The 21882-nt window shown below is 64.7% G+C and carries 20 protein-coding genes; 9 read left to right on the forward strand and 11 right to left on the reverse strand.

Annotated features, from left to right (window positions below; all coding sequences use genetic code 11):
- Positions 1 to 19: 19 nt before the first annotated feature.
- The 5 genes from glyA to ACM43_RS03615 all read right to left on the reverse strand — a co-directional run bounded on the left by glyA (position 20) and on the right by ACM43_RS03615 (position 3782).
- Positions 20 to 1318 (reverse strand): serine hydroxymethyltransferase, encoded by a 1299-nt coding sequence (glyA, locus tag ACM43_RS03595; protein ID WP_036010474.1) that lies wholly within the window; start codon positions 1316 to 1318, stop codon positions 20 to 22.
- A 239-nt stretch (positions 1319 to 1557) separates the two neighbouring features.
- Positions 1558 to 1779 carry a hypothetical protein gene (locus ACM43_RS03600; RefSeq protein WP_128265268.1) on the reverse strand — a complete coding sequence of 74 codons (222 nt, stop codon included), beginning with the start codon at positions 1777 to 1779 and terminating at the stop codon, positions 1558 to 1560.
- Positions 1780 to 1816: 37 nt separating this feature from the next.
- Positions 1817 to 2053, reverse strand: a complete 237-nt coding sequence (locus ACM43_RS03605) for a hypothetical protein (RefSeq protein ID WP_157283491.1) — start codon at positions 2051 to 2053, stop codon at positions 1817 to 1819.
- Positions 2054 to 2255: 202 nt separating this feature from the next.
- On the reverse strand, positions 2256 to 2774 hold the full coding sequence (gene ldtR / locus ACM43_RS03610) for a transcriptional regulator LdtR (RefSeq protein ID WP_025036696.1): 519 nt from the start codon (positions 2772 to 2774) through the stop codon (positions 2256 to 2258).
- 504 nt (positions 2775 to 3278) lie between these two features.
- Positions 3279 to 3782 (reverse strand): DUF6163 family protein, encoded by a 504-nt coding sequence (locus ACM43_RS03615; RefSeq protein ID WP_271538084.1) that lies wholly within the window; start codon positions 3780 to 3782, stop codon positions 3279 to 3281.
- Between the two features lie 138 nt (positions 3783 to 3920).
- Here ACM43_RS03615 and hemB point away from each other — a divergent pair, with 138 nt between their 5' ends.
- The 3 genes from hemB (at position 3921) to ACM43_RS03630 (ending at position 6612) form a co-directional block, all read left to right on the forward strand.
- Entirely contained in the window at positions 3921 to 4982 is a 1062-nt protein-coding gene (hemB, locus tag ACM43_RS03620) for a porphobilinogen synthase (RefSeq protein WP_271538085.1), read from the forward strand.
- A 242-nt stretch (positions 4983 to 5224) separates the two neighbouring features.
- Positions 5225 to 5767: an RDD family protein gene (locus ACM43_RS03625; RefSeq protein WP_271538086.1), complete on the forward strand. Its 543-nt coding sequence runs from the start codon at positions 5225 to 5227 to the stop codon at positions 5765 to 5767.
- A 68-nt stretch (positions 5768 to 5835) separates the two neighbouring features.
- A complete protein-coding gene (locus ACM43_RS03630) occupies positions 5836 to 6612 on the forward strand; it encodes an arginyltransferase (RefSeq protein ID WP_225151846.1) in 777 nt (258 codons plus the stop codon).
- 66 nt (positions 6613 to 6678) lie between these two features.
- On the opposite strand, the gene ACM43_RS03635 is transcribed toward ACM43_RS03630, so the two are convergent.
- Positions 6679 to 8031 (reverse strand): Nramp family divalent metal transporter, encoded by a 1353-nt coding sequence (locus tag ACM43_RS03635; protein ID WP_157283487.1) that lies wholly within the window; start codon positions 8029 to 8031, stop codon positions 6679 to 6681.
- A gap of 168 nt (positions 8032 to 8199) precedes the next feature.
- Here ACM43_RS03635 and ACM43_RS03640 point away from each other — a divergent pair, with 168 nt between their 5' ends.
- Entirely contained in the window at positions 8200 to 9444 is a 1245-nt protein-coding gene (locus ACM43_RS03640) for an MFS transporter (RefSeq protein WP_271538087.1), read from the forward strand.
- A gap of 114 nt (positions 9445 to 9558) precedes the next feature.
- Here the strand turns inward: ACM43_RS03640 and ACM43_RS03645 are convergent, their stop codons facing one another.
- On the reverse strand, positions 9559 to 10818 hold the full coding sequence (locus ACM43_RS03645; RefSeq protein WP_157283485.1) for an adenylate/guanylate cyclase domain-containing protein: 1260 nt from the start codon (positions 10816 to 10818) through the stop codon (positions 9559 to 9561).
- Between the two features lie 164 nt (positions 10819 to 10982).
- On the opposite strand from ACM43_RS03645, the gene ACM43_RS03650 reads away from it, so the two are divergent.
- Together ACM43_RS03650 and ACM43_RS03655 are read left to right on the forward strand one after the other, a co-directional pair.
- Positions 10983 to 12140 carry an MFS transporter gene (locus tag ACM43_RS03650; RefSeq protein WP_271538088.1) on the forward strand — a complete coding sequence of 386 codons (1158 nt, stop codon included), beginning with the start codon at positions 10983 to 10985 and terminating at the stop codon, positions 12138 to 12140.
- Positions 12141 to 12171: 31 nt separating this feature from the next.
- A complete protein-coding gene (locus tag ACM43_RS03655; protein WP_157283483.1) occupies positions 12172 to 12363 on the forward strand; it encodes a hypothetical protein in 192 nt (63 codons plus the stop codon).
- A 195-nt stretch (positions 12364 to 12558) separates the two neighbouring features.
- Here ACM43_RS03655 and ACM43_RS03660 read toward each other — a convergent pair whose 3' ends face one another.
- The 4 genes from ACM43_RS03660 to dmeF form a co-directional block, all read right to left on the reverse strand.
- The gene (locus tag ACM43_RS03660; RefSeq protein WP_271538089.1) at positions 12559 to 14559 is read right to left on the reverse strand and encodes a hypothetical protein; all 2001 of its coding nucleotides are present in this window, start codon (positions 14557 to 14559) and stop codon (positions 12559 to 12561) included.
- A 36-nt stretch (positions 14560 to 14595) separates the two neighbouring features.
- Positions 14596 to 15753 carry a phosphatase PAP2 family protein gene (locus tag ACM43_RS03665; RefSeq protein WP_271538090.1) on the reverse strand — a complete coding sequence of 386 codons (1158 nt, stop codon included), beginning with the start codon at positions 15751 to 15753 and terminating at the stop codon, positions 14596 to 14598.
- A 39-nt stretch (positions 15754 to 15792) separates the two neighbouring features.
- Positions 15793 to 17625 (reverse strand): adenylate/guanylate cyclase domain-containing protein, encoded by a 1833-nt coding sequence (locus ACM43_RS03670; protein WP_271538091.1) that lies wholly within the window; start codon positions 17623 to 17625, stop codon positions 15793 to 15795.
- Between the two features lie 288 nt (positions 17626 to 17913).
- Positions 17914 to 18876 (reverse strand): CDF family Co(II)/Ni(II) efflux transporter DmeF, encoded by a 963-nt coding sequence (gene dmeF, locus ACM43_RS03675; RefSeq protein ID WP_271538092.1) that lies wholly within the window; start codon positions 18874 to 18876, stop codon positions 17914 to 17916.
- Positions 18877 to 19070: 194 nt separating this feature from the next.
- On the opposite strand from dmeF, the gene ACM43_RS03680 reads away from it, so the two are divergent.
- The 3 genes from ACM43_RS03680 to ACM43_RS03690 all read left to right on the forward strand — a co-directional run bounded on the left by ACM43_RS03680 (position 19071) and on the right by ACM43_RS03690 (position 21623).
- Positions 19071 to 19889, forward strand: a complete 819-nt coding sequence (locus ACM43_RS03680) for a chromate resistance protein ChrB domain-containing protein (RefSeq protein ID WP_157287371.1) — start codon at positions 19071 to 19073, stop codon at positions 19887 to 19889.
- A complete protein-coding gene (chrA, locus tag ACM43_RS03685) occupies positions 19889 to 21271 on the forward strand; it encodes a chromate efflux transporter (protein ID WP_271538093.1) in 1383 nt (460 codons plus the stop codon). The genes ACM43_RS03680 and chrA overlap by 1 nt, the downstream gene beginning before the upstream one ends.
- Before the next feature lie 88 nt (positions 21272 to 21359).
- On the forward strand, positions 21360 to 21623 hold the full coding sequence (locus tag ACM43_RS03690) for a hypothetical protein (RefSeq protein ID WP_157287369.1): 264 nt from the start codon (positions 21360 to 21362) through the stop codon (positions 21621 to 21623).
- Positions 21624 to 21882: the final 259 nt, after the last annotated feature.

Consider the following 21882-nt stretch of genomic DNA (forward strand, 5'->3'; position numbering starts at 1 on the left):
TTCCGGATCATGCGGCGCCTTACTGGTAGATCGGGAACCGGTCGGTGAGCGCCTTGACCCGTTCCTTGATCGCAGCCTCCACCAGCGGCGCCTTGCCGTCGGAGGATTGCGCGATCGCGTTGAGGACCTCTGCGATCATGCCGCCGACCTGCTGGAATTCGGCCACGCCGAACCCGCGGCTGGTCGCAGCCGGCGTGCCGAGCCGAATGCCCGAGGTCACAAAGGGCGATTCCGGGTCGAACGGAATGCCGTTCTTGTTGCAGGTGATGGCGGCGCGGACCAGCGCCTTCTCCGAGACGTTGCCCTTCAGGCCCTTCGGCCGGAGATCGACCAGCATCAGATGATTGTCGGTGCCACCGGAGACGATATCGAGACCATGGCCCTTCAGGGTCTCGGCCAACGCCTTGGCGTTCTCGACGATGTTCTTGGCGTAGACCTTGAAGTCCGGACGCAGCGCCTCGCCGAAGGCGACCGCCTTGGCTGCAATCACGTGCATCAAGGGACCGCCCTGCAGGCCCGGGAAGATCGCCGAGTTGAGCTTCTTGGTCAGCGTCTCGTCATTCCACAGCATCAGGCCGCCGCGCGGACCGCGCAGCGACTTGTGCGTCGTGGTGGTGGTGACGTGCGCATACGGCACCGGCGAGGCATGCACGCCGCCGGCGACGAGGCCGGCGAAATGCGCCATGTCCACCAGCAGGTAAGCGCCGACGCTGTCGGCGATCTCGCGGAAACGCTTGAAGTCCCAGGCGCGCGAATAGGCCGAGCCGCCGGCGATGATCAGCTTCGGCTTGACCTCTTCGGCCTGCTTGGCCACCGCATCCATGTCAATGATCTGGTCCTCGCGGCGCACGGTGTAGTGCGCCGCCTTGAACCACTTGCCGCTCATGTTCACGGGCGAGCCATGGGTGAGATGGCCACCGGCGGCGAGATCGAGACCCATGAAGGTGTCGCCGGGCTGCAGCAGCGCCAGGAACACCGCTTGGTTCATCTGGCTGCCGGAGTTCGGCTGCACGTTCGCAAAGCTGGCACCGAACAGCTTCTTGGCGCGATCAATCGCAAGGTTCTCGGCGACGTCGACCCACTCACAACCGCCGTAATAGCGCGCGCCCGGATAACCTTCCGCGTATTTGTTGGTCATGACCGAACCCTGCGCTTCCAGCACGGCCCGGCTGACGATGTTCTCGGAGGCGATCAACTCGACCTCGTGGCGCTGCCGGCCGAGCTCGCCCTTGATGGCGGCGGCGATTTCCGGATCGGCTTGCTCGAGCGAGGCGGTGAAAAACGAATCGGGCGCGGAGGCGGACTTGGGTGCGGTCATCTTGCGAATATCTCCACCGCCGCAGCCTTTTGGCGGGCTACGGGCGGGTCTGGTGTGGCGGTCGGAAGCACGCGCGATCTACCACATCGGCCGACCGCGGCCAAGCATTTGCGGGTCGGGCCTGATATTTATGCAAGATATGGTGGGATTGTAGGTTTTCAGCCCGGGAGCGGTTGCGAGACCGCTCCCTGTCAAGATCCGGGCTGGGGCCGCCTTGGGCCTCATTCCTGAAGGTCGTGCTAAAGCCCCGTGTACCCCGCCTTCACTGGGTCGACGCTGCCGTCGAGCTGGCGCAGATAGGTCAGGCCGCAGACGGTCAACCTGTGACTGTCGGTCTCGCCGGCTTCCATCAGGATGTTGAGGTAATTCGTAACCTTTTCACGCGCCTCGGCGCTGGCCGCCGCGGTGCGGTTGGCGAGCAGGTCGTAGGTCTGCATGATGCGGTCGATGGCGGCTTCCATGGCATCCTCTGGTTCGGGGGGATTGTGGGAGTTTCGATCAGGCAACCGCTTTGGCCTCGGTCCGCGCCTGGAACCGGCCGATCGCCTTGTTGGCCAGCCTGATCTTGTTGAATTCACCCTGCTGGAGCAGTTTGACGATCAGGTGAAGCAGGCGGTCGTCGGTAACCAGAGTGTCCGGGATTGCGCCGGAGCGGCGAAGGTAGTTCGCGGCGATGGCGTAGGCCTCGCTGACGAGTTCCACGTTCATCACCCGAAGCCCGCGCTCGACCAGCATCGCCGTTTCTCCGATCCGAAGAAGATAAGCGCCGAGCCCGGAACTGGTTCCTGGCTGCCGGGGGATTTTTTCGCAGGTGCAAAAAAGATATCAACGCACCGGCCCGGGGCAACTCCGGACCAGCGCGCTTGGGGAAGTCAGGCACGTTCGGGAGGGCTGCCGGTCTTGTTGCGGGCCGGCTTCGCCCAGATCCCTTTAGAACTCAAAGGCGATAGAGGATCTGGTCGGTCCAGAACCGCTCCAGGCGGTGCAGCGACTTGTTGAGGGTCGCGAACTCGTCGCCGGAGATGCCGCCGACCTGCTCCACCGTCTTGACGTGCTTCTGGTAGAGCGCATCGACGATGCGGCGGACTTCCTGGCCCTGCGGGGTCAGGCGGATGCGCACCGAGCGGCGATCGACCCGCGAGCGCTGATGATCGAGGAAGCCGAGCTCGACGAGCTTCTTCAGATTGTAGGAGACGTTGGAGCCGAGATAGTAACCGCGCGTGCGCAATTCGCCCGCGGTCAGCTCCTTGTCGCCGATGTTGTAGAGCAAGAGCGCCTGGACCGAGTTGATGTCCGCGCGGCCGCGGCGATCGAATTCGTCCTTGATCACGTCGAGGAGCCGGCGATGCAGCCGCTCCACCAGAGTCAAAGCTTCCAGATAGAGCGACTGCACCGAACCCTGCTGGCCGGAGACGCGCTCTGCGGTATCTGCCGCAGTTGCGACGGCTTTCATCATGACACTTCCCCTGTTGTCGTTTTTATCGACACTTATTCGACGAAACTTTTGTCCCGTCTGATAGGTGCAACTTAAGAGGGGCGTTTGAAGATCGGCTTAAATAAGAGAATAAAGAGATCATGAATTTAAGACAGTGAATTGCGCATTAAGCCTGTGCCACAAGTACTTTTTGAAAGCCTCTGTTGACCTTCGCAAGGTCCTGTTCACCCTCCGTCCGCCCCTGTTGTCGCATTCCAGAACAGCCCCGCTCCGTTTCGAAACGCACGCGTAAGAGCTGTGGCGGAACCGGCTGGTCAATGAAAACTTGCCGCGAATTTTAGGCAACCAGCGGTCAACCAAACGCGCACACTCTCATGTCCCGGACAACATGCAGCGCGCAGCGATGCATCGCCGAGCCGGGACCCAGATAGCCGGAAACGAGATCGCGGAGAGATGGGCCCCGGCTCTGCAACGCATCACGCCGCAAGTGCGGCGCGCTGCATTGCGTCCGGGGCACGTTTGCGCCTACGGCGGCCGCTCGCGCGCGGCCATCCAGGCGAGCGCGAGATAAGCGGCAAGCATGAAGACCTCGACGCCGACCACGACCAGGCTGCCGCCGTAGATTCCCGGGAACATCAGCTCGATCACGGCCATCGACACCACGGTCGTCAGCCACACCACCGCGCCCCAGGGCGTCGCCAGCCAGAGGCCGACCGCGGCGACGAGCTCGATCACCGCGAAGTACACGGTCGCGGCCTGCCAGGCCATCGACTGGTTCTCGAACGCCTCGTCCTCGCCGCCGACGAAGCCCGTGACCTGCGCCCAGTGATAGAGGCCTTTCAGGATCGAGAGCAGCGCCATCACCCGCAGGAACAGCACCAGCCGGCGGGTCCAGACATTGTCGTCGGACTCCGGGCGCTCCGAGGAGATCGCCGCCACCGAGAGCGCGCTCTCTCGGGCAGTGTCACGGGCAGCGTCCCTGGCATTGGCGCCGCCCTGGGCCGCATCGCGGGTGGATATCTCGGACATGGCCCCTTCTGGCTGCTTCGGCCCGCAAAATCAATCGGCTGCCCAAGTCAGGTTCAGATCTGCCTTGCGGCAGGTCAAGCCGCGGTGACGGGAACCATGCGAGCTGGTATAAGAATAATTCCAGCCGGAGGAAGAGTAATGGCGATCAAATACGGACGTCCGATCGAATTGCGCGACGTTTCGCGCCGGGACAGCACCGCGGTGCCGCATGCCCTCGATCTGACCGTTCGTCCGCGCCGCAACCGCAAGGCCGAGTGGGCTAGGCGCATGGTGCGCGAGAACGTCCTCACCACCGACGATCTGATCTGGCCGCTGTTCCTGATCGACGGCACCAACAAGCGCGAGCAGGTCGCCTCGATGCCGGGCGTCGACCGCCTCAGCGTCGACCAGGCCCTGCGCGAGGCCGAGCGCGCGATGAAGCTGACCATCCCCTGCATCGCGCTGTTTCCCTATACCGATCCCTCTTTGCGCGACGAGGAAGGTTCGGAAGCCACCAACCCGAACAACCTGGTCTGCCAGGCCGTGCGCGCGATCAAGAAGGAGTTTCCCGAGATCGGAATCCTCTGCGACGTCGCGCTCGATCCGTTCACCAGCCACGGCCATGACGGCCTGATCTCCGACGGCAAGATCCTGAATGACGAGACGGTCGCCGTGCTGGTGCGTCAGGCCTTGGTGCAGGCCGAAGCCGGCTGCGACATCATCGCGCCCTCCGACATGATGGACGGCCGCGTCGCCGCGATCCGCGAGGGGCTGGACCGCGCCGGCCTGCTCGACGTGCAGATCATGGCCTATGCCGCGAAATACGCCTCCGCCTTCTATGGCCCGTTCCGCGACGCCATCGGCTCGGCCAAGACGCTCACCGGCGACAAGCGCACCTACCAGATGGACAGCGCCAACACCGATGAAGCGCTGCGCGAGGTCGAGCTCGACATCGCCGAGGGCGCCGACATGGTGATGGTGAAGCCCGGCATGCCCTATCTCGACGTGGTCCGCCGCGTGAAGGACACCTTTGCGATGCCGACCTTCGCCTACCAGGTCTCCGGCGAATACGCGATGATCGCCGCAGCCGCCAACAACGGCTGGCTCGACGGCGACCGTGCCATGATGGAAAGCCTGCTCGCCTTCAAGCGCGCCGGCGCCGACGGTGTGCTGAGCTATTTTGCGCCGAAGGCGGCGGAGAAGCTGCGCAGCCAAGCGTAGGGTCTCGCAGCTGTCGTAGGTGGGCCAAGCGAAGCGGGCCCACCGATCCACCCATCGTTTAAGTCGGCGGGCAATGGTGGGCACGGCGCTGCGCGCCTTTGCCCCCTACAGCATCCGCGCTTGTGGCCTCCCTTCGCCCCCGAATCGCCGGAATATTTCGGCTTGCTGCCGCCCGCGCGCCCTTGGCACGGGCATGGCCTGTTCCCATGTCCTGCGAGGGGGCTTCGCTGGGAGAACGGACCATGTCGTACAACTCGGGCAATTCGGGCGGCTGGCGCAATGACGGCGCCATGCAACCGCATGCCTACGACCCTGACCTGCATCCGGAACTGTTCCGGGGCGTCGCGACGCGGCGGGTGTTCGCCTTCCTGATCGACACGGTCGTGATCTCGGTGCCGGTGATCCTCGGCTACATCTTCATCGCCTTGTTCGGCGTGGTCACCCTCGGCATCGGCTGGGCGCTGTTCTGGATCGCCTGGCCGGCCTCCGTGATCTGGGCCATCGTCTATTACGGCGCCAGCATCGGCGGTGCGTCCTCCGCCACGGTCGGCATGCGCCTGATGGACCTGGAGCTGCGCACCTGGTACGGCGCGCCCGGCTACTTCGTGCTCGGCGCCACCCATGCCGTGCTGTTCTGGGTGACGGTCTCGTTCCTGTCGCCGTTCGTGGTGCTGGTCGGCCTGTTCAACGGCCGCCGTCGCCTGCTGCACGATTTCGTGCTGGGAACGGTCGTGATTAACAATTCGGTTCGCATACCCGCGCCGCAGGCGGCGCGGACGTGGTGAGCTAATCGATTGACCGGGGGCTTTTGGAGCGCGATGCTGATGCCTGTTTCGGAGGCCCACGACGTCCCTTGACCCAGCACTCGCGCGACACCCCCCAGTTTTACCTCACGGCGCCCTCTCCCTGCCCGTATTTGCCGGGCCGACATGAGCGCAAGGTGTTCACGCATCTGGTCGGGGACCGCGCCGGTGACCTCAACGACCTGCTCACCCACGGCGGTTTCCGCCGCAGCCAGTCGATCGCCTACCGTCCCGCCTGCGACCAGTGCCGGGCCTGCGTCTCGGTCCGGGTCATCGCCAACGAGTTCCGCCCCTCGCGCAACTTCCGCAAGGTGATGGCCCGCAACGCCGACATCATCGGCGAGCAGCGCAGCGCGGTGCCGACCTCCGAGCAATATTCCGTGTTCCGCGCCTACCTCGACGCCCGCCACCGCCACGGCGGCATGGCCGACATGACGGTGCTCGACTACGCCATGATGGTCGAGGACAGCCACGTCGAGACCCGCATCATCGAATACCGCAAGCGCGGCCCGGACAGCGGCATCACCGGCCGCGGCGAGGAGCTGATCGCGGTGGCGCTCACCGACGTCCTCAGCGACGGCCTGTCGATGGTCTATTCGTTCTTCGATCCTGGCCAGGTCAGCCGCTCGATGGGCACCTTCATGATCCTCGACCACATCGCACGCGCCCGCCGGCAAGGGCTGCCTTACGTCTATCTCGGCTACTGGATCGAAGGCTCCAAGAAGATGGACTATAAGGCCCGCTTCCTGCCGCAGCAGCGCCTCGCCCCGTCAGGCTGGCTCCGCATCGACGCGCAGGGCGACACGGCATCCGAGCCGCAGGATTAGCGAATGGTGAGTGGTGAGTAGCGAATAGGAGAACGACCCACCTACTCGCTACTCGCCATTCGCCACTCACCCAAAAAACGTATCGGCCAGCAGCTTCAGATTCAAAATCACGATGATGCCCGCGACGATCCAGGCGACCGCGGCAACCGACATCGGAATCGCGAACTTGCCCATCTTGCGGCGGTCGGAGACGAAGCGGACCAGCGGGATCACCGCGAAAGGCAGCTGCATCGACAGCACGACCTGGCTGAACACGAGCAAATCCGCCGTGCCGCGCTCGCCGTAGATCGCGGTGACGATGATCACGGGAACGATGGCGATGCCGCGCGTCAAGAGGCGGCGCGCCCAGCTGGGCAGGCGCAGGTCGAGAAAGCCCTCCATCACGATCTGGCCGGCGAGCGTCGCAGTGACCGTCGAGTTGAGACCGGAGGCGAGCAGCGCTACCGCGAACAGTGTCGAGGCAATGCCGAGGCCGAGCAGCGGCGACAGCAATTCGAACGCCTGCTCAATCCCGGCAACGTCAGAATGGCCGCTCTTGTGGAAGGTCGCGGCAGCGACGACGAGGATCGCAGCGTTGATGAACAGCGCCAGCATCAGGGCGATGGTCGAGTCCGTCGTCGCCCATTTGATTGCTTCGCGCCGGCCCGTGTCGTTGCGCTCATAGGCGCGCGTCTGCACGATCGAGGAGTGCAGGTAGAGATTGTGCGGCATCACGGTGGCGCCGATGATGCCGATCGCGATGTAGAGCATGTCGGAATTGGTGAAGATCTCGCTCTTGGGCACGAAACCCCGCAAGACCTCTGCCACCGGCGGAGCCGCCGCCGCGATCTGCACCGCGAAGCAAACGGCGATCACCACCAGCAGCGCGATGACGAAAGCCTCCAGGAAGCGGAAGCCCCGGTTCATCAGCAGCAGCAGCAGGAAGGCGTCGAGGGCCGCAATCAATGCGCCGCCGATCAGGGGAATGCCGAATAGCAGCTTCAGCGCGATCGCCGTGCCGATCACCTCGGCGAGATCGCAGGCGATGATGGCGGCCTCGCAGGCGAGCCAAAGCAGGAAGTTCACTACCCGCGGATAGGAGGCGCGGCAGGCCTGCGCGAGATCGCGGTCGGTGACGATTCCGAGCCGAGCCGCCAGCGACTGGAGCAGGATCGCCATCAAGTTCGAGATCAGGATGACGGAGAGCAGCGTGTAGCCGAACTTCGACCCGCCGGCGAGATCGGTCGCCCAATTGCCGGGGTCCATGTAGCCGACCGAGACGAGGTAGCCCGGCCCGACGAAGGCCAGCAACCGCCGCCACCACCGGCCGGCGGCCGGAATGGCGACTGTGGAATTGACCTCAGCGAGGCTCTTGGTGATGGGGGCGTCAGCGCGCCAGCCGGCGAGGTCGGGAGTGATGTGGGGTGATCTGGCATCCATGTTGGCAGAATACCCAACTTCGTTCTTATTGCAACTCATTTGCAACTGCATCTAGCGGCGAACGTACCGCCGCGGATCGTGGGGAGATCGCCTCTTGTCGGGAAGCGGGTGGGTTTGGTGGTCATCGGGGGCCAACATCGGCAAATTCGCCTTTACGGGATATGCGCCATGTCAACGCCGCCTCGCCTCCCTGACACTTTCAACCGCCTCGCCTGGTCCAATCTCGCAGCGCAGTCGGCCGAGCAGATTGCGCTCGCGGCAGCGCCCATCGTCGCCGTGCTGACGCTGGGAGTGGCCGAAGGGCAGACCGGCCTGCTCCAGACCGCACTCACCCTGCCCTTCGTCCTGTTCGCCATCCCCGCCGGCGTGCTTGCCGACCGCATTTCCCGCCGCAGGCTGATGGCGAGCGCCGAGGCGCTGCGGGCGGTGGCGCTCGCGGCCGTCGTGCTGCTGCTCGCGCTGGGAGCCCTCAACCTGCCGCTGCTGGCCCTGCTCGGCTTCGCCGCCGTGTGCGGCACCGTCGTTTACAGCGTGGCAGCACCGGCGCTGGTGCCCTCGCTGGTGAGCTCCGACCTGTTGCCGGCGGCCAATGCGCGCATCGAGCTGGCGCGCACCATCGCCTTCGCCAGCGGCCCTGCCCTCGGCGGTGCGCTGGTTGGGTGGTGGGGCGCGAGCCCGGCGTTCGGCTTTGCCGCGGCGCTCTCGGCCATCGCGGTCGTGCTGCTCTCCGGCATCTACGAGCCCGCACGCGCGCCTGCGCCCCGGCGGCATCCGCTCCAGGAGATCCGCGAGGGCGCGGCCTTCGTGTTTCACCATCCGCTGCTGCGGCCGGTCTTCATCACCCAGTTCATCTTCAACACCGGCTGGTTCCTGCAGATCGCCGTGTTCGTGCCCTACGCCGTGCGCCATCTCGGTCTGAGCGCCGCCGGTGTCGGCACGGTGCTGACGATGTACGGCGTCGGCATGGTGATCGGCGCGCTCCTCGCCACGCGCGTGATGAAGCGCATCGCCTTTGGCACTGTGGTGGGCCTCGGCCCCGTCACCGGCTTTGTCGCCGCCTTGGTGATGGCGCTGACGGTGCTGGTCCCCTCGCCCTGGCTCGCGGGCTTGAGCTTCTTCCTGCTTGGCGTCGGCCCGATCCTGTGGGTGATCTCGACCACAACGCTGCGCCAGTCCGTGACGCCGCCGCGCCTGCTCGGCCGCGTCTCCGCCATCAACATCATGAGCTACGGCGCCCGCCCGCTCGGTTCAGTGCTGGGCGCGCTCGTCGGCGGCCTCTGGAGCGCGGAAGCGTGCCTCTATCTCGCCGCCGCATTGTTCGGCATGCAGGCGCTGGTGATCCTGCTGTCCCCGGCGGTGGGACTGGACCGGCAGCCGGACATGGTGGGAGACGAGGTGGCGTCGCGGTGCTGACCACAAGTGCATTGCGAGGAGCGTAGCGACGACGCAATCCAGGGTCCATCCGTTGAGGGACTCTGGATTGCTTCGCTGCGCTCGCAATGACGGCGTCTGTTGAGGCCGCGGAGACTAACCCGCCAAATAGCGCTCGTAGCTGCCCCTGACCGGCTCGCTCGCGTCGACTTCCGGATCGAGCGTGTAGAGATCCTGCGCGCGGCCGATGCCGCGCAGCGCGTAGCGGCCGGTGGAGACGAGATAGCGGCGGCCGGCGGCATCTAAGCCCTTGTAGAACTCGGACGAGGCCAGGAGCTCGCGATCCACCGAGCGGCTCATCGAGGCGATGCGGCTGACCTCGTTGACGGTCGGGCCGACCACGGTGAAATCAAGCCGGTCCTCGCTGCCGATATTGCCGTAGAAGACCTCGCCGACATGCAGGCCGATATAGGCTGACGTGGTCGGACGGCCCTCCGCCGCCCGCCGCTCGTTCAGCGCAGCGACATTCTTGCGGAACAGGTGCTCGGCGCGGAGCGCGGCCCGCCGCGCATCCGCCATGTCTTCGCCCCAGAACATCGCGAGCACGCCGTCACCGATCAGCTTCAGCACGTCGCCGCCGGCTTCGTGGATCGGATCGATCACGGCCTGCGCATAGTCGTTGAGAAACGGAATGATCTCGTCGGGGCCGATGCTCTCGCTGATCCCGGTCGAGCCGCGCAGGTCCGAATACCACAGCACGGCATTGATGCGCTCGGTGACGCCGCGCGAGATGCGCCCGCGCAGCACCTGCTCGGAGGCGTCGCGGCCGAGATAGACCCGGCCGAGCGTGCGCGCGATGTCGACCTGCTGCGCCGACTTGATCGCGAGCCCCAACACCGGAACCAGATCGCGCAGCGCTTCCAGCTCCAGTCCGGAGAACCCGCTCGCGCGGCGGGTGGTCCAGCAGGAATAGAGGCAATCCATCAGGCCGAGCGCGCCGTTCTCGCCGAAGCGGTGGACGAAGGCGAGATAGTGCTTGTGACCCTTCTCGGCGAGCTCGCCGATCTGCGAGAAATCCATCGACGGCGCATCGGCGAGATCGATCACCATCTCGTCGTGGCCATTCTCGAGCATGTGGAAGAACACCGAGCGGCGCCAGCTCTTGGCGGCGTCGCCGTCGGCGGTCGAGCCGTATTCGAAGGCATCGCTCTCGTTGCTGGGACGATCGCTCCAGCGGAAGCCGCGGCCTTCATAGATCGGATGCAGCGTGTCGATGACGACGAGGCCACGCGACAATTCCAGCCCCTCGGCGCAGCAACGCTCGCAAAAGCCGCGGAGCAGTTCAATTTCAGGCAGGCCCGTGAGCCCCTGACCGGTCAGCCAGTTCATCAGCGCAAGGCGCGAGGTCAATTGCATGCGCCATTATGGCGTGCATTCGTGACGAGCGGAAGGCGGATGTCCGCATACAACCCAAAGGCTCCCCGCCGGCAGCAGGTCGAATATGCCGCAGACGCGGTTGACGCGCTCTCGCCGCGGGCTGCAAATGCGCCGATGACACGGCCGATCGGAAATACGAGGACATGACCCAGCGCCAGCTTCCGATCATCCTGGCGCTCGGCACCACGCAGACTCTGGCTTGGGCCTCCAGCTATTATCTGCCGGCGCTGCTCGCCGATCCCATGGGGCGCGAGCTCGGTGTCTCCTCCAACTGGATCTTCGGCGCGTTTTCGGCCGCGCTGGTGCTCTCCGCAATGCTGGGCCCGCGCATTGGACGCCAGATCGATCTCGTCGGCGGCCGTCAGGTGCTGTCGGCGTCCAACGTGACCATTGCCGCCGGCCTCGTGCTGCTTGGCATCTCGCAATCGGTGATGGTGATGGCGATCGCCTGGCTGGTGCTCGGCATCGGCATGGCAATGGGGCTCTACGATGCCGCCTTCGCCGCTTTGGGGCGCATCTACGGCACCGAGGCGCGCAGGCCGATCACCGGCATCACGCTGATGGCGGGCTTCGCCTCCACCGTCGGCTGGCCGCTCACCGCCTGGGGCCTGTCGCAATTCGGCTGGCGCGAAACCTGTTTTGCCTGGGCCGCTGCCAATATCCTGATCGGCCTGCCGCTCAATTTCTTCATGCTGCCGGTCCTCAAGGGCGCCAAGCAGGCGGCAGCCGCGGCCGCCAAGCCGCATGTGCCGCTCGACCGCACCATGATCTTGCTGGCCTTCATCTTCGCTGCGGTCTGGACTGTCACCGGCGCGATGGCCGCGCATTTTCCGCGCATCCTGGAGGCGATGGGGGCAACGCCCGCCGAGGCGATCGCGGCCGGCGCATTGATCGGGCCGGCGCAGGTCGGTGCACGCATGTTGGAGGCCGGCTTCCTCAGCCGCTTCCATCCGCTGTGGTCGACGCGGCTCGCCTGCCTCACCCACCCGCTCGGCGCCGTGATCGTCGCAATCTTCGGCGGCGCTGCGGCGAGCGCGTTCGCGTTGTTCCACGGCTCCGGCAACGGCATTCTGACGATCGCCCGCGGCACCCTGCCGCTGTCGATCTTCGGCCCGAAGGATTTCGGCTACCGCCTCGGCATCATCGGCGCGCCGGCACGGATGGCGCAGGCGGTGGCGCCGCTCGCCTTCGGCCTGCTCATCGACCTCATGGGCGCCAAGGTGCTGATTGTCTCATCCGCGCTCAGCCTCTCGGCGCTGGCCGCGCTGTTCCTGATCCGCGCCGGGCGGCGGCCGGATTGACCAGACCTTAGCTTTCGCGCACAAGCGGGCTATGAGCGACGACAACAGCCCGCCCCGCACATTCAAAGGCCTCGTGCGCTGGGCGACCACGCCGCCGCAGGCTTGGGGCGTTTATCTGCTCGCGATCCTCCTGGTCTGGCTGATCTCGTTCTATGCCGGCACGCTGAAACCGAAGAAGACGCCGGAGGCGAGCCCGCCGACAGCAACCGCGCCGAAGGGCTAAGCCACCCTTAGACGCCGGCAATCCATTGTGCCGACGTGAAGTGCTCGAGCGGTGCAAAGCTGCCCTTCACCAACCCAGCCAGCACCAGCACGACGGCGAGCGTGTCGGCAATCTTGTGCATCGAGGCCGGGCGGCGGCCGGATTGACGCTTGCCCCGACCGGATGCCCTTCCTGTTGGCGCGCTCTTCGACCACATCATGGCGGATAGAGATCGCCATCACCTCGCTTCTCGTCCGGAGGACTGGTTGGCGGATCGTGTGCCGTTAAAGGCACCCCGTTCGCAACCAGTCGCGCGAGCTGCGGCGCGGCGGCGCTGGTACCGACGAGGCGAAACACGGCGCCGCTTCGATTGCCACCGGCGCGTACGCCCTGGAGAGCATCCGACTCGTCGCAAAACAGCGCGTAGTCGGGACCAACTCGCCGTGGGAGGGGCCCGGTTCGTGCGCGGCCCGCCGACGAATAAGGCGACTTGCGTTTCGGCGCCGACAGAATATAGCCGCCCGCCACGTGCACACCCGCGACGCTGTCCGTACCAATCCCGTTAAGGGTGCCCCGGCGAGAAACAAGCGACCCGGTCTTGTCAAACTCTCCACCGGCATATTTGCAGCCGGCCTCGGCCGCGCGGGCCGTCTCCCAGCCGGCATCGACAAAATACGAGCGCTTCGCGCCGGTGCGCATGTTCATGTTCGGATCGGTACGAGCCACATAGGCATGAACCTCGTTCCCCGCCTCGATGCCCTCGACCTTGATCTTCCAATTCCCATGTTTGGGCACCATCCCGGCTCCGGCGATGGTGGGCTCGACCGCAAGCAGCCACACCCTGTTGTCACCCCAGTCAACCGGGGCATACGCGCCGGTGTAGGGCGGAAGAGCGGGTACCGCGGGCGGTGGAGGTGGGGGGCCGGGGGGCGCAGGACCGGTGGTCGACGAGGAGCTACAACCGCCCGGCGAGGTGAGCGTAACAACGACATTGTCGCTGTGGTTCTTCTTCATCCAGACTTCGACAAAGGAGAGCACGGTGTTGTCGGGAGGAAGGCGCCAGGTCCATTCGACATGATCGGGGTCTGCCATGGATTGCCTGACGAAACGGACGTGGCCCTCGCTCAGATACGTGTTGCCGGCGGACAGGAAAATATCAAGCTTTGGATTTCCGGAAGTACCGTCATAGTAAGTGACAAGCTCCCTCAGCTTCTCCTCGAGCGGCGCGGTGCCATCGTGAGGTCCGGTCGTCGGTCCGTAGCTGACATTGATCACCACGTTCGTTATGCGGGAATCGACAAATGACATGATGTATTCGATTGCGTCCGCGACGTAACCCTTCAGCCAAACGCCGGTCGCATCACGAAGACAACTCTCCGGAAACTGCACGAACACGATATCGGCTTCGCAAGCGGGATCGGTCAAGGGATCTCCGGGATTCCAACTCGGCGGATCGCGCCGCGCGATGCGCGCCGAGGGCGGTATGCGTCCCGCGAGGACGTCCATCACGTGTGCGCCATGCGAACGCTGATGCTTCAAGCTCCTGAAACCCGCATCGGCGTAGCAGCCATCCTCGTCGACCGTGTTCGCCCTCTTGTGCAACAGGATCCAGTCGTCGAGCCCGATCACGCCTGGTACGGATTCGCGAAAGAACTCGAGGCCGTAATTGAAGTCGAACGGCTTCTCGCCGAAAACGTCGGCGCCGACCGGGATCGGGGCTCTGGCTGGATCCTCGTTCTGGTCCCAGATGCCGCGCACGCGTGTTCCGGTTGCGACACCCGCGGTCCATTTGACAAACGGAGCGGCGGCGAACGGACAGCCATCGTCGATCACGCCGATGAGGAGAGATGTTGGTGGTTGTTCGCTCGCGGACCTAACCCGCTGCGCCCCCTTTTCTATGGCTGTCGGCTTCAACGGAAGCGACAACTCGACCCGGGATACGTTGTCGTTCCATGCCCGGAAACTTTCCGACCTGACGGCCGCCTTGTAAGCCCGTATGGTCAGATATCGCGAGTTCGGACTGGTCAATCCGAATTCGGCGCCGAAGATGTCACGACTTAGAGCTCTCACAAAGTCACCGGCCAGCCCGGCGTGCTTAAGCTCCACGAACAGGAAAAGCTTGGACTCCTGCTCGTCGAAAAAATCGAAGTTCTTAAATTCGCTCGCGATTGCGTACCGGAGGTATGGGTCGAAGCATCTCGGCAATTCCTCGGCCATGGAATGCTCTCCACTTCGGTTGCAGGGACGTGTTTCCTACGGAAATCTTGTCGAAACTTCGTAGTAGGCCTTGTCCCATAGTTCCTTCATTAGGAGGGACTGCGTAACAGTCCCTCCTGTGGTTTCCGAATAGAACTTGTTGGCATTGAGCGCCTGGTCAGCGTGGAAGGGATTGAAGTCCGTCCTGGAGTTGCTGTCCGCGTAGCCCGCGTTGAACGTGCGGCTCTTGGTCCCTGTGCTCCCCAGACAACGGCCGACGAAGTACTCGCCCAAGGCGATACCCAGCATCCGCCCTGCCATGCTGTCGACTGGAAAATGGACTCCGGCCACGACCCGATTGGTTGCGATCCGTGCGGCCTGCCGGTCGAGCTGCTCGACGATCTCCGGGAATCCGGATGTCGACTTCTGCAGGCTCAATAGCCGTTTCAGCACGTAGGCCACCGCATAGGCCTGCGTTGCATGTCCGCTCGGGAAGCTTCCGTGTCCCGGCGTCGTGAGCATCGGCTGTATCTCGGCGTTGTATTCGACCGGCCGCCAGCAGGCCAGCGCATGTTTGAAGCGCATTTCCACGTAGACGCAGAATTGCAGGACCATGTTGATGAGCTCGAACGTGCGCCTGGTCCTCTCGGGATGCAGATAGACGATCGAAGACCAGAAGGCATACTGGGGATCGATCTGCGCCATGATTTCCGTGGCGCGTTCGTTGCGCAGCTCGGCCCAACTCAGGACCATCGCAATCTGGTCTTGAAACGTCGACGCGCTCGGACGTCCGATCTCCGCAATCACGTATGCGGGCGACCGAACCAGGAATGCGTTTGGATCGGTAGCCGACACCTGAAGGGTGATGCCCTGCAGCATCTCCCCGACCGCCGTGTAGGCGCGCACCCACGGCTCCCAGCGATCCAGTTGGGCGGGGTCGTCGATCGTTGTCGGCAAGCCCGGCGCGTAAAAATAAAAGTATGGAGGTGTCGAAATTTCGGGAACAACGATCGTCCCTTCGCGAGCGTGGATGAGTGCATCCACCATGATGGGATTGGCCCAGACGTCGCCGAGCGTGCCAATTATCGCCCCACCGGCCCCTCCAGCGCCGCCCGCTCCGCCTGCACCTCCTGCCCCCCCTGCGCCGCCGGCTCCGCCAGCACCACCTGCACCACCTGCACCGCCTGCTCCTCCCGCCCCGCCTAGTTGAGCCATTGCCTGCCTCCTTATGAAAACAAGTCGGTATGAGGTTAGTCAGCCTGTCGTCGGTAGTCCTGCCACTTCGAGGCAACGAGCCCAGTGCCTGCCTGTTTCGAGATGCGCATTGGGGAGGCGCCCGATGTATCGATCTACGGTCAAATGCGGCTCGAGCTCGCGCATCTTGCCCAAGGCTTCGCGGGCCTCCGCGACCCGTCCCTGCGAAACGAGTGCGATAGCGAGGACCCGCCACGTGGACGGATGCATGCGATTGAGAATGAGAGATGAGCGCGCGAGCTCTTCCGCCTCGTCGTATCGATGCGCCGATAGAAGCGCCGTGGCGCCCAGGGACTCGAAATAATACCGCTGCGGATCGAGCGGGGAGAGTTTCAGAGCGCGCCGCGTTGCGTCCACGGCTGCCTCGCCGTCGCCTTTGAAGGCGTCGACGGTGCCGCGGTAGAGCCAGCCCAACGCGTGGCTGGGGTTGGCATCGACGGCCTGCTCACACCGCTTTCGGGCAGCGTCCAGGTCCTTCAACATGTGACAATAGACGAAGCCTTCGGTCGCAAGCGCAAGCGCGTCGGACGGGTCACGGTCGAGCGCCGCGCGAGTGGCGCTCAAGGCCTCGGCGGCCTCGCGTTTGCGGTCCTCGGACCAGCCGCGCGTCATGCGCAGGATGTACCAGTTGGCGAGCCAGGCGCGCGGGGCAGCTATTCGGCCGTGGCGATTGATCAGTTCCTCCAGCACCGTCCGGGTCTGGAGAAACTCCTCTCTGCTCGACCGGTGCATCAGGCGGATGCTGCCAAGCAGCAGCGAGTAGCTTTCTAGCGTCGGTAACGGCTGGGTCAAGATATGCTCGACCTCGGCATCGAAGACCGACAGATGCACTGCAGCGGCGATGCGGTGAGCCAGTTCGCTCTCCGGCTGCAGCAGATCGCCGATATTGCCGCTCAGGCGGTCGGTCCAGACGACTTGATTGGTTCGCGCCGCGGACAGCTCTGCCGTCACCAGAATCCGGTCCGCATCGACCACATAGCTGCCGCTGAGAATGTAGGTGGCACCGAGATGCGCCGATACTTCCGCCACATCGCTGACCCTGCCGCGAAATATATTGGTCGACAGACGCGAGATCACCTTGAGGTTCGCCGATCTGGAGAGGCACCAGATCACGCTGTCCGCGATCAGGTTACCGACGTCGAGATGCTCCTCCGCGTCCTTGCGCGCGTCGAAGGGGATGACGGCGATTGTCGGCTCCATGGGAGTTCCATAGTCTCGCCGAGCTGCGAGGCTTGGGTGTGGACTGGCCGGACCAACGCGGTAGGCGCGAACCGGCTTGTCAAAGTGCTTGAGGATACAGTCGCCCAAATCTTCGCACAGCGCATCCACTCCGAGCGTCAGCTCGTCGCGCGCCGCAGCGCTGCCAATCGTCTCCCCCGGACTGGCCAGGCTGGCAAGAGCTGTCGCCAGTTGCTCATGCGCGGCCTCGCTGGCGATGGTTTCACCGGGACCGGCAAGAGTTGCGAGCCGGGCTGCGAGGTTGATACCGGTGCCATAGATGTCGGTGCCGTCACTCCAGGCGGTGGAGGAGTTGATCCCCGCACGAAGCTGGAAGTGTTCATCTTCAGGCCGCCCGGTGTTCTGAACGGAGATACTCCGGTGCATTTCGGCGGCGGCATTGACGGCATCGCGCACGGATTCGAAGCGGGCCATGAGCCCGTCTCCGAGGCTCTTCACGAGGCCGCCGCGATAACGCGGCAGAATTTGGCCGGTGGCAAGTTGGACGAAGTCGGTCCATCGACGCACCGCGGACGCCTCATGCTCCCGCATCAGACGCACGGACTCGACGAGGTCGACCAAGAGGACCACGGTGTCCTGCTGCACGAGGCCCATTGCTCGTCTCTCCGAAGCCCGGCCTCCGCTGACCGGGCTCTCAGGTGAATGGCCCTTAAGGCCGGTACTGCTTCACTTCCTTGATGTTGACCGGACCTTGCCCGGCAGTTGCGAACTCAGCGCACGCACGCCCTCATCGAGCGCACGTCAATCCATACTGCGCAGCTGGCCGCTCGGTTATGAACCAGATCACGATTTGCGAAACGCCCGGGTGGGTCGCAATCGCGACAACTCAAAATGAAAACGCAAACTTCTTCTCGTCATGCGCGAAGTCACGTTCACTCACCGCTAATGCGGGCAGGTCTCGACCTCGACCGTGACGTGGCTGAGGCCCTTCAGCCCCGCGAGCCGCCGCTTGTAGACGGCCGGCTGCTTCGGCTTGTCCGACACCACCGAAAGCAGCACGGCACAATGGCCGGGGCCGACCTGCCAGAGATGCAGGTCGGTCACGCGATCCTCGCCGACCTCCATGCGGGCGCGGATCACCCGCTCCAGCTTCTCGTCGGCGCGCACGTCCAGCAACACCGCACCCGATGATTTGATCAGGCCGAATGCCCAGCTCGCGATCACGGCGCTGCCGATCAGGCCCACCGCCGGGTCGGCCCAGATCCAGCTCGAATACATCGCGACGGCAAGCGCTGCGATCGCCAACACGGACGTTGCGGCATCGGTCATGACATGGACATAGGCCGCGCGGAGGTTGTTGTCGTGGTGATGGTGGTGACGATCGTGCTCGTGGTCATGCCCGGCGTGGTCGTCGTGCGCATGGCCATGACCGTGATGGTGATGATCGTGGCTGTCGCGCAGCAGCCACACGCTGGCGAGATTGACGCACAGTCCGAGAGCAGCCACGGCCATGGCCTCGCCGTAGACGATCGGCACCGGATTGATCAACCGCAGCACGCTCTCATAGGCGATCTCGACCGCGATCAGGCCGAGGATGATCGCGCTGGCGAAGGCGGCAAGATCGCCGAACTTGCCGGTGCCGAAGGTGAAATGCGCATTCCCCAAATGCCGCCGCGCGAAGCGATAGGCGAAGGCGGCAATGCCGAGCGCCGCCGCATGGGTGCCCATGTGCCAGCCGTCGGCGAGCAGCGCCATCGAACCGAACAGCGAGCCGGCGACGATCTCGCCGACCATCATGACCAGCGTCAGCACGACCACGAACCAGGTGCGGCGCTCGTTGTCGTCGTGCTTCTCGCCCAGGAAGGCGTGGTCATGGGTCCATTGTTCGATGGAATGGGAATGCATCGACTTCTCCTGAAGATTCAGCTCTGTTGGCCTCCAATATAGACGGCAGGCACCAATTTTCTAAGGACCAATGGTCCCGCGGATTGACAGTGCTTCTTAGTTTCGCTGTAATCTGCGCCATGGGGATTTGAGCGATCTCCCCACGAGGCGACAGGCCCAAGCATCGCGTCCCGTTTGGTTCTCGAGGACGCATCATGTCTACATTCACGACCATCTCATCCGACAAAATGGCACGGCTGATCGGCACGGCGAATGCGCCGGTTCTGATCGATGTGCGCACCGAGCAGGATTTCGCCGCCGACCGGCGGCTGATTCCCGGCTCCATCAAGCTCGGCCACGACAACGTGGCGGAATGGGGCGGCGCCTTCGCCGGCCGCCGCGCCGTGGTCTCCTGCCTCCGCGGCGAGAAGCTCGCGCAAGGCACCGCGGCCTGGTTACGCCAGCTCGGCGCGCAGGCCGAAACGCTGGAGGGCGGCTTCGAGGGCTGGAAGGCGGCCAAGCTGCCGCTGGTCGACGCCCGCAAGCTGCCGCCGCGCGATGCCAAGGGGCGCACCGTCTGGGTGACGCGGGCGCGGCCGAAGGTCGACCGCATCGCCTGCCCGTGGCTGATCCGCCGCTTCATCGATCCGGCCGCAGTGTTCCTCTATGTCGCGCCGTCCGAGGTGGTCGCCGTCGGCGAGCGGTTCGGCGCAGCGCCCTTCGACATCGAGAACGTGTTCTGGAGCCACCGCGGCGAGCTCTGCACCTTCGACGTGATGATCGAGGAGTTCGGCATCGCGACTCCGCCCCTGCTGCGCCTCGCGACGCTGGTGCGCGGCGCCGACACCGCGCGACCCGACCTCGCACCGGAGGCGCCCGGCCTGCTCGCAGCCTCGCTCGGGCTGTCGCGCATGTATGACGACGACCTCGAGCAGCTCGAGGCCGGCATGCTGCTCTATGATGCCTTCTACCGCTGGTGCCGCGACGCCACCACCGAGACCCACAACTGGCCGACCAACAAGGTGAAGGCGTAATGGACGTTCGCGCCGATCAAACGGGAGCTGGTGCCGGTCACGGCATCAGCTTCAGCGAAGCTTTCCGCGTCTGGCTCCGTGTCGCCTGCTTGAGCTTTGGCGGGCCCGCGGGCCAGATCGCCGTGATGCACCGCATCCTGGTCGAGGAGAAGAAGTGGATCTCCGAGGGCCGTTTCCTGCATGCGCTGAACTATTGCATGCTGCTGCCGGGACCCGAGGCGCAGCAGCTCGCGACCTATGTCGGCTGGCTGATGCATCGCACCGCCGGCGGGCTGATGGCGGGCGGGCTGTTCATCCTGCCCGGCATCATCGCCATCATGGGCCTCAGCTACATCTATGCTGCCTTCGGCAATGTCAGCTTCGTCGAGGCGCTGTTCTTCGGGCTCAAGGCCGCCGTGCTCGCCATTGTCGTCGAGGCCGTGGTGCGCGTCGGCAAGCGCGCGCTGAAGAACCGCCTCATGATCGCGCTCGCGGCCGCGGCCTTCGTCGCGATCTTCTTCTTCGCGGTCCCCTTCCCGATCATCATCATCGCTGCCGGCCTCATCGGTTATGCCGGCGCCCGAAGCGGCCGTCCGGAATTCGCGCCGGCCGGCCACGGCCATGGCGGCGGCGGCGTGATCGACAGCATGCTGGGCGAGGCCGTGCCCGATCACGTCCGGCCCAACACGGCGCGCGCGATCCGCGTCGGTACATTGTGGCTGGCGCTATGGCTGGTGCCGGTGATCACGCTGCTAATGGCCTTCGGCCAGGCCAACGTATTCAGCCAGATCGCGCTGTTCTTCTCGAAGATGGCGCTGGTCACGTTCGGCGGCGCCTATGCGGTGCTGGCCTATGTCGCCCAGCAGGCGGTCGAGCATTATCATTGGCTCAAGCCGCATGAGATGCTCGACGGTCTCGGCATGGCCGAGACCACGCCGGGCCCGCTGATCATGGTGCTGCAATTCGTGGGCTTCATGGCGGCCTATCGCGACCCCGGCGGACTGTCGCCGATGCTGGCGGCAACCTACGGCGGCCTGCTCGCGACCTGGGTCACCTTCACGCCCTGCTTCCTCTGGATCTTCGTCGGCGCCCCCTATATCGAGCGCTTGCGCGGCAACACCGGCCTCGCCGGCGCGCTCAGTGCGATCACCGCCGCCGTCGTCGGCGTGATCCTCAACCTCTCGATCTGGTTCACGCTGCATACCCTGTTCCGCGAGACGGTGCCGGTGCATGCGTTTCCGCTGAACTTCGACATGCCGGTGCTGAGAAGCGTCGACGTGCCGGCCCTGGTGCTGGCGATCGCGGCGGCCACCGCGATCTTCCGCTTCAAGCTCGGCATGCTGACGGTGCTGGCGGGCAGCTGCGCAGCGGGCGTGGCGTTGCGGATGGTCGGGGTGATCTGATGCCAGGGACGTGACTAATCGTGAGTCCAGGATGAGTTGGAACGCCGCGGCCGAACGCCACCTAAGCAGGGGGTTTGGAGAAACAGCGATGCGTTTCATTCTGGCTTTGAGTTTTCTGATCACCTTGGTCGGCGCTGCCGACGCCGCACAGCCGCGTCATCCACACCGGCGGCACGCGATTGTCCATTCCGGTCAGGGTATGGTCCCGTCCGGTCCAGCTTCGGGCTTCGCCTACGCGCCGCCGCCGGAAACCTCAGCTTATCCTGGCGCCACTGAACCTTATTTCGGCGCTTCTCAAGGTTACGCGCCCGGCGAAAAGGAGCGGTTTCTCCGCAGCTTGTTCAGTCCATAGACCCGTTCCACCTTGGGCCGGCTCGCTGATGCCGCGGGAAAGCTGCTGAGTCGAACTCAGCAGCCTTCCCTTATTCACGTATAAGCTTCACGTATAAGCTTCACGTATAAGCGCCGACGTTTGTTAGCGTCGGGTTGGATCGTTTGTGCCGCCCGGACGGATGGTCTGAGGACCGCCCTGGCCGGAACCCGCGCCACTGCCGCCGGCGCCTACGCTGGATCCCGTCGAACTGCCGGTACCTGCATCGCCCGCTCCTGTT

Origin of the sequence: Bradyrhizobium sp. CCBAU 45321, from assembly GCF_028128975.1 — a bacterium.
GTDB classification, from domain to species: domain Bacteria; phylum Pseudomonadota; class Alphaproteobacteria; order Rhizobiales; family Xanthobacteraceae; genus Bradyrhizobium; species Bradyrhizobium yuanmingense.

Bases quoted from the DNA above. Each gene is read 5' to 3' on its own strand.
- glyA (WP_036010474.1), bottom strand. From the start codon at position 1,318: ATGACCGCACCCAAGTCCGCCTCCGCGCCCGATTCGTTTTTCACCGCC.
- ACM43_RS03600 (WP_128265268.1), bottom strand. From the start codon at position 1,779: ATGGAAGCCGCCATCGACCGCATCATGCAGACCTACGACCTGCTCGCC.
- ACM43_RS03605 (WP_157283491.1), bottom strand. From the start codon at position 2,053: ATGCTGGTCGAGCGCGGGCTTCGGGTGATGAACGTGGAACTCGTCAGC.
- ldtR (WP_025036696.1), bottom strand. From the start codon at position 2,774: ATGATGAAAGCCGTCGCAACTGCGGCAGATACCGCAGAGCGCGTCTCC.
- ACM43_RS03615 (WP_271538084.1), bottom strand. From the start codon at position 3,782: ATGTCCGAGATATCCACCCGCGATGCGGCCCAGGGCGGCGCCAATGCC.
- hemB (WP_271538085.1), top strand. From the start codon at position 3,921: ATGGCGATCAAATACGGACGTCCGATCGAATTGCGCGACGTTTCGCGC.
- ACM43_RS03625 (WP_271538086.1), top strand. From the start codon at position 5,225: ATGTCGTACAACTCGGGCAATTCGGGCGGCTGGCGCAATGACGGCGCC.
- ACM43_RS03635 (WP_157283487.1), bottom strand. From the start codon at position 8,031: ATGGATGCCAGATCACCCCACATCACTCCCGACCTCGCCGGCTGGCGC.
- ACM43_RS03640 (WP_271538087.1), top strand. From the start codon at position 8,200: ATGTCAACGCCGCCTCGCCTCCCTGACACTTTCAACCGCCTCGCCTGG.
- ACM43_RS03645 (WP_157283485.1), bottom strand. From the start codon at position 10,818: ATGCAATTGACCTCGCGCCTTGCGCTGATGAACTGGCTGACCGGTCAG.
- ACM43_RS03650 (WP_271538088.1), top strand. From the start codon at position 10,983: ATGACCCAGCGCCAGCTTCCGATCATCCTGGCGCTCGGCACCACGCAG.
- ACM43_RS03655 (WP_157283483.1), top strand. From the start codon at position 12,172: ATGAGCGACGACAACAGCCCGCCCCGCACATTCAAAGGCCTCGTGCGC.
- ACM43_RS03660 (WP_271538089.1), bottom strand. From the start codon at position 14,559: ATGGCCGAGGAATTGCCGAGATGCTTCGACCCATACCTCCGGTACGCA.
- ACM43_RS03665 (WP_271538090.1), bottom strand. From the start codon at position 15,753: ATGGCTCAACTAGGCGGGGCGGGAGGAGCAGGCGGTGCAGGTGGTGCA.
- ACM43_RS03670 (WP_271538091.1), bottom strand. From the start codon at position 17,625: ATGGGCCTCGTGCAGCAGGACACCGTGGTCCTCTTGGTCGACCTCGTC.
- dmeF (WP_271538092.1), bottom strand. From the start codon at position 18,876: ATGCATTCCCATTCCATCGAACAATGGACCCATGACCACGCCTTCCTG.
- ACM43_RS03680 (WP_157287371.1), top strand. From the start codon at position 19,071: ATGTCTACATTCACGACCATCTCATCCGACAAAATGGCACGGCTGATC.
- chrA (WP_271538093.1), top strand. From the start codon at position 19,889: ATGGACGTTCGCGCCGATCAAACGGGAGCTGGTGCCGGTCACGGCATC.
- ACM43_RS03690 (WP_157287369.1), top strand. From the start codon at position 21,360: ATGCGTTTCATTCTGGCTTTGAGTTTTCTGATCACCTTGGTCGGCGCT.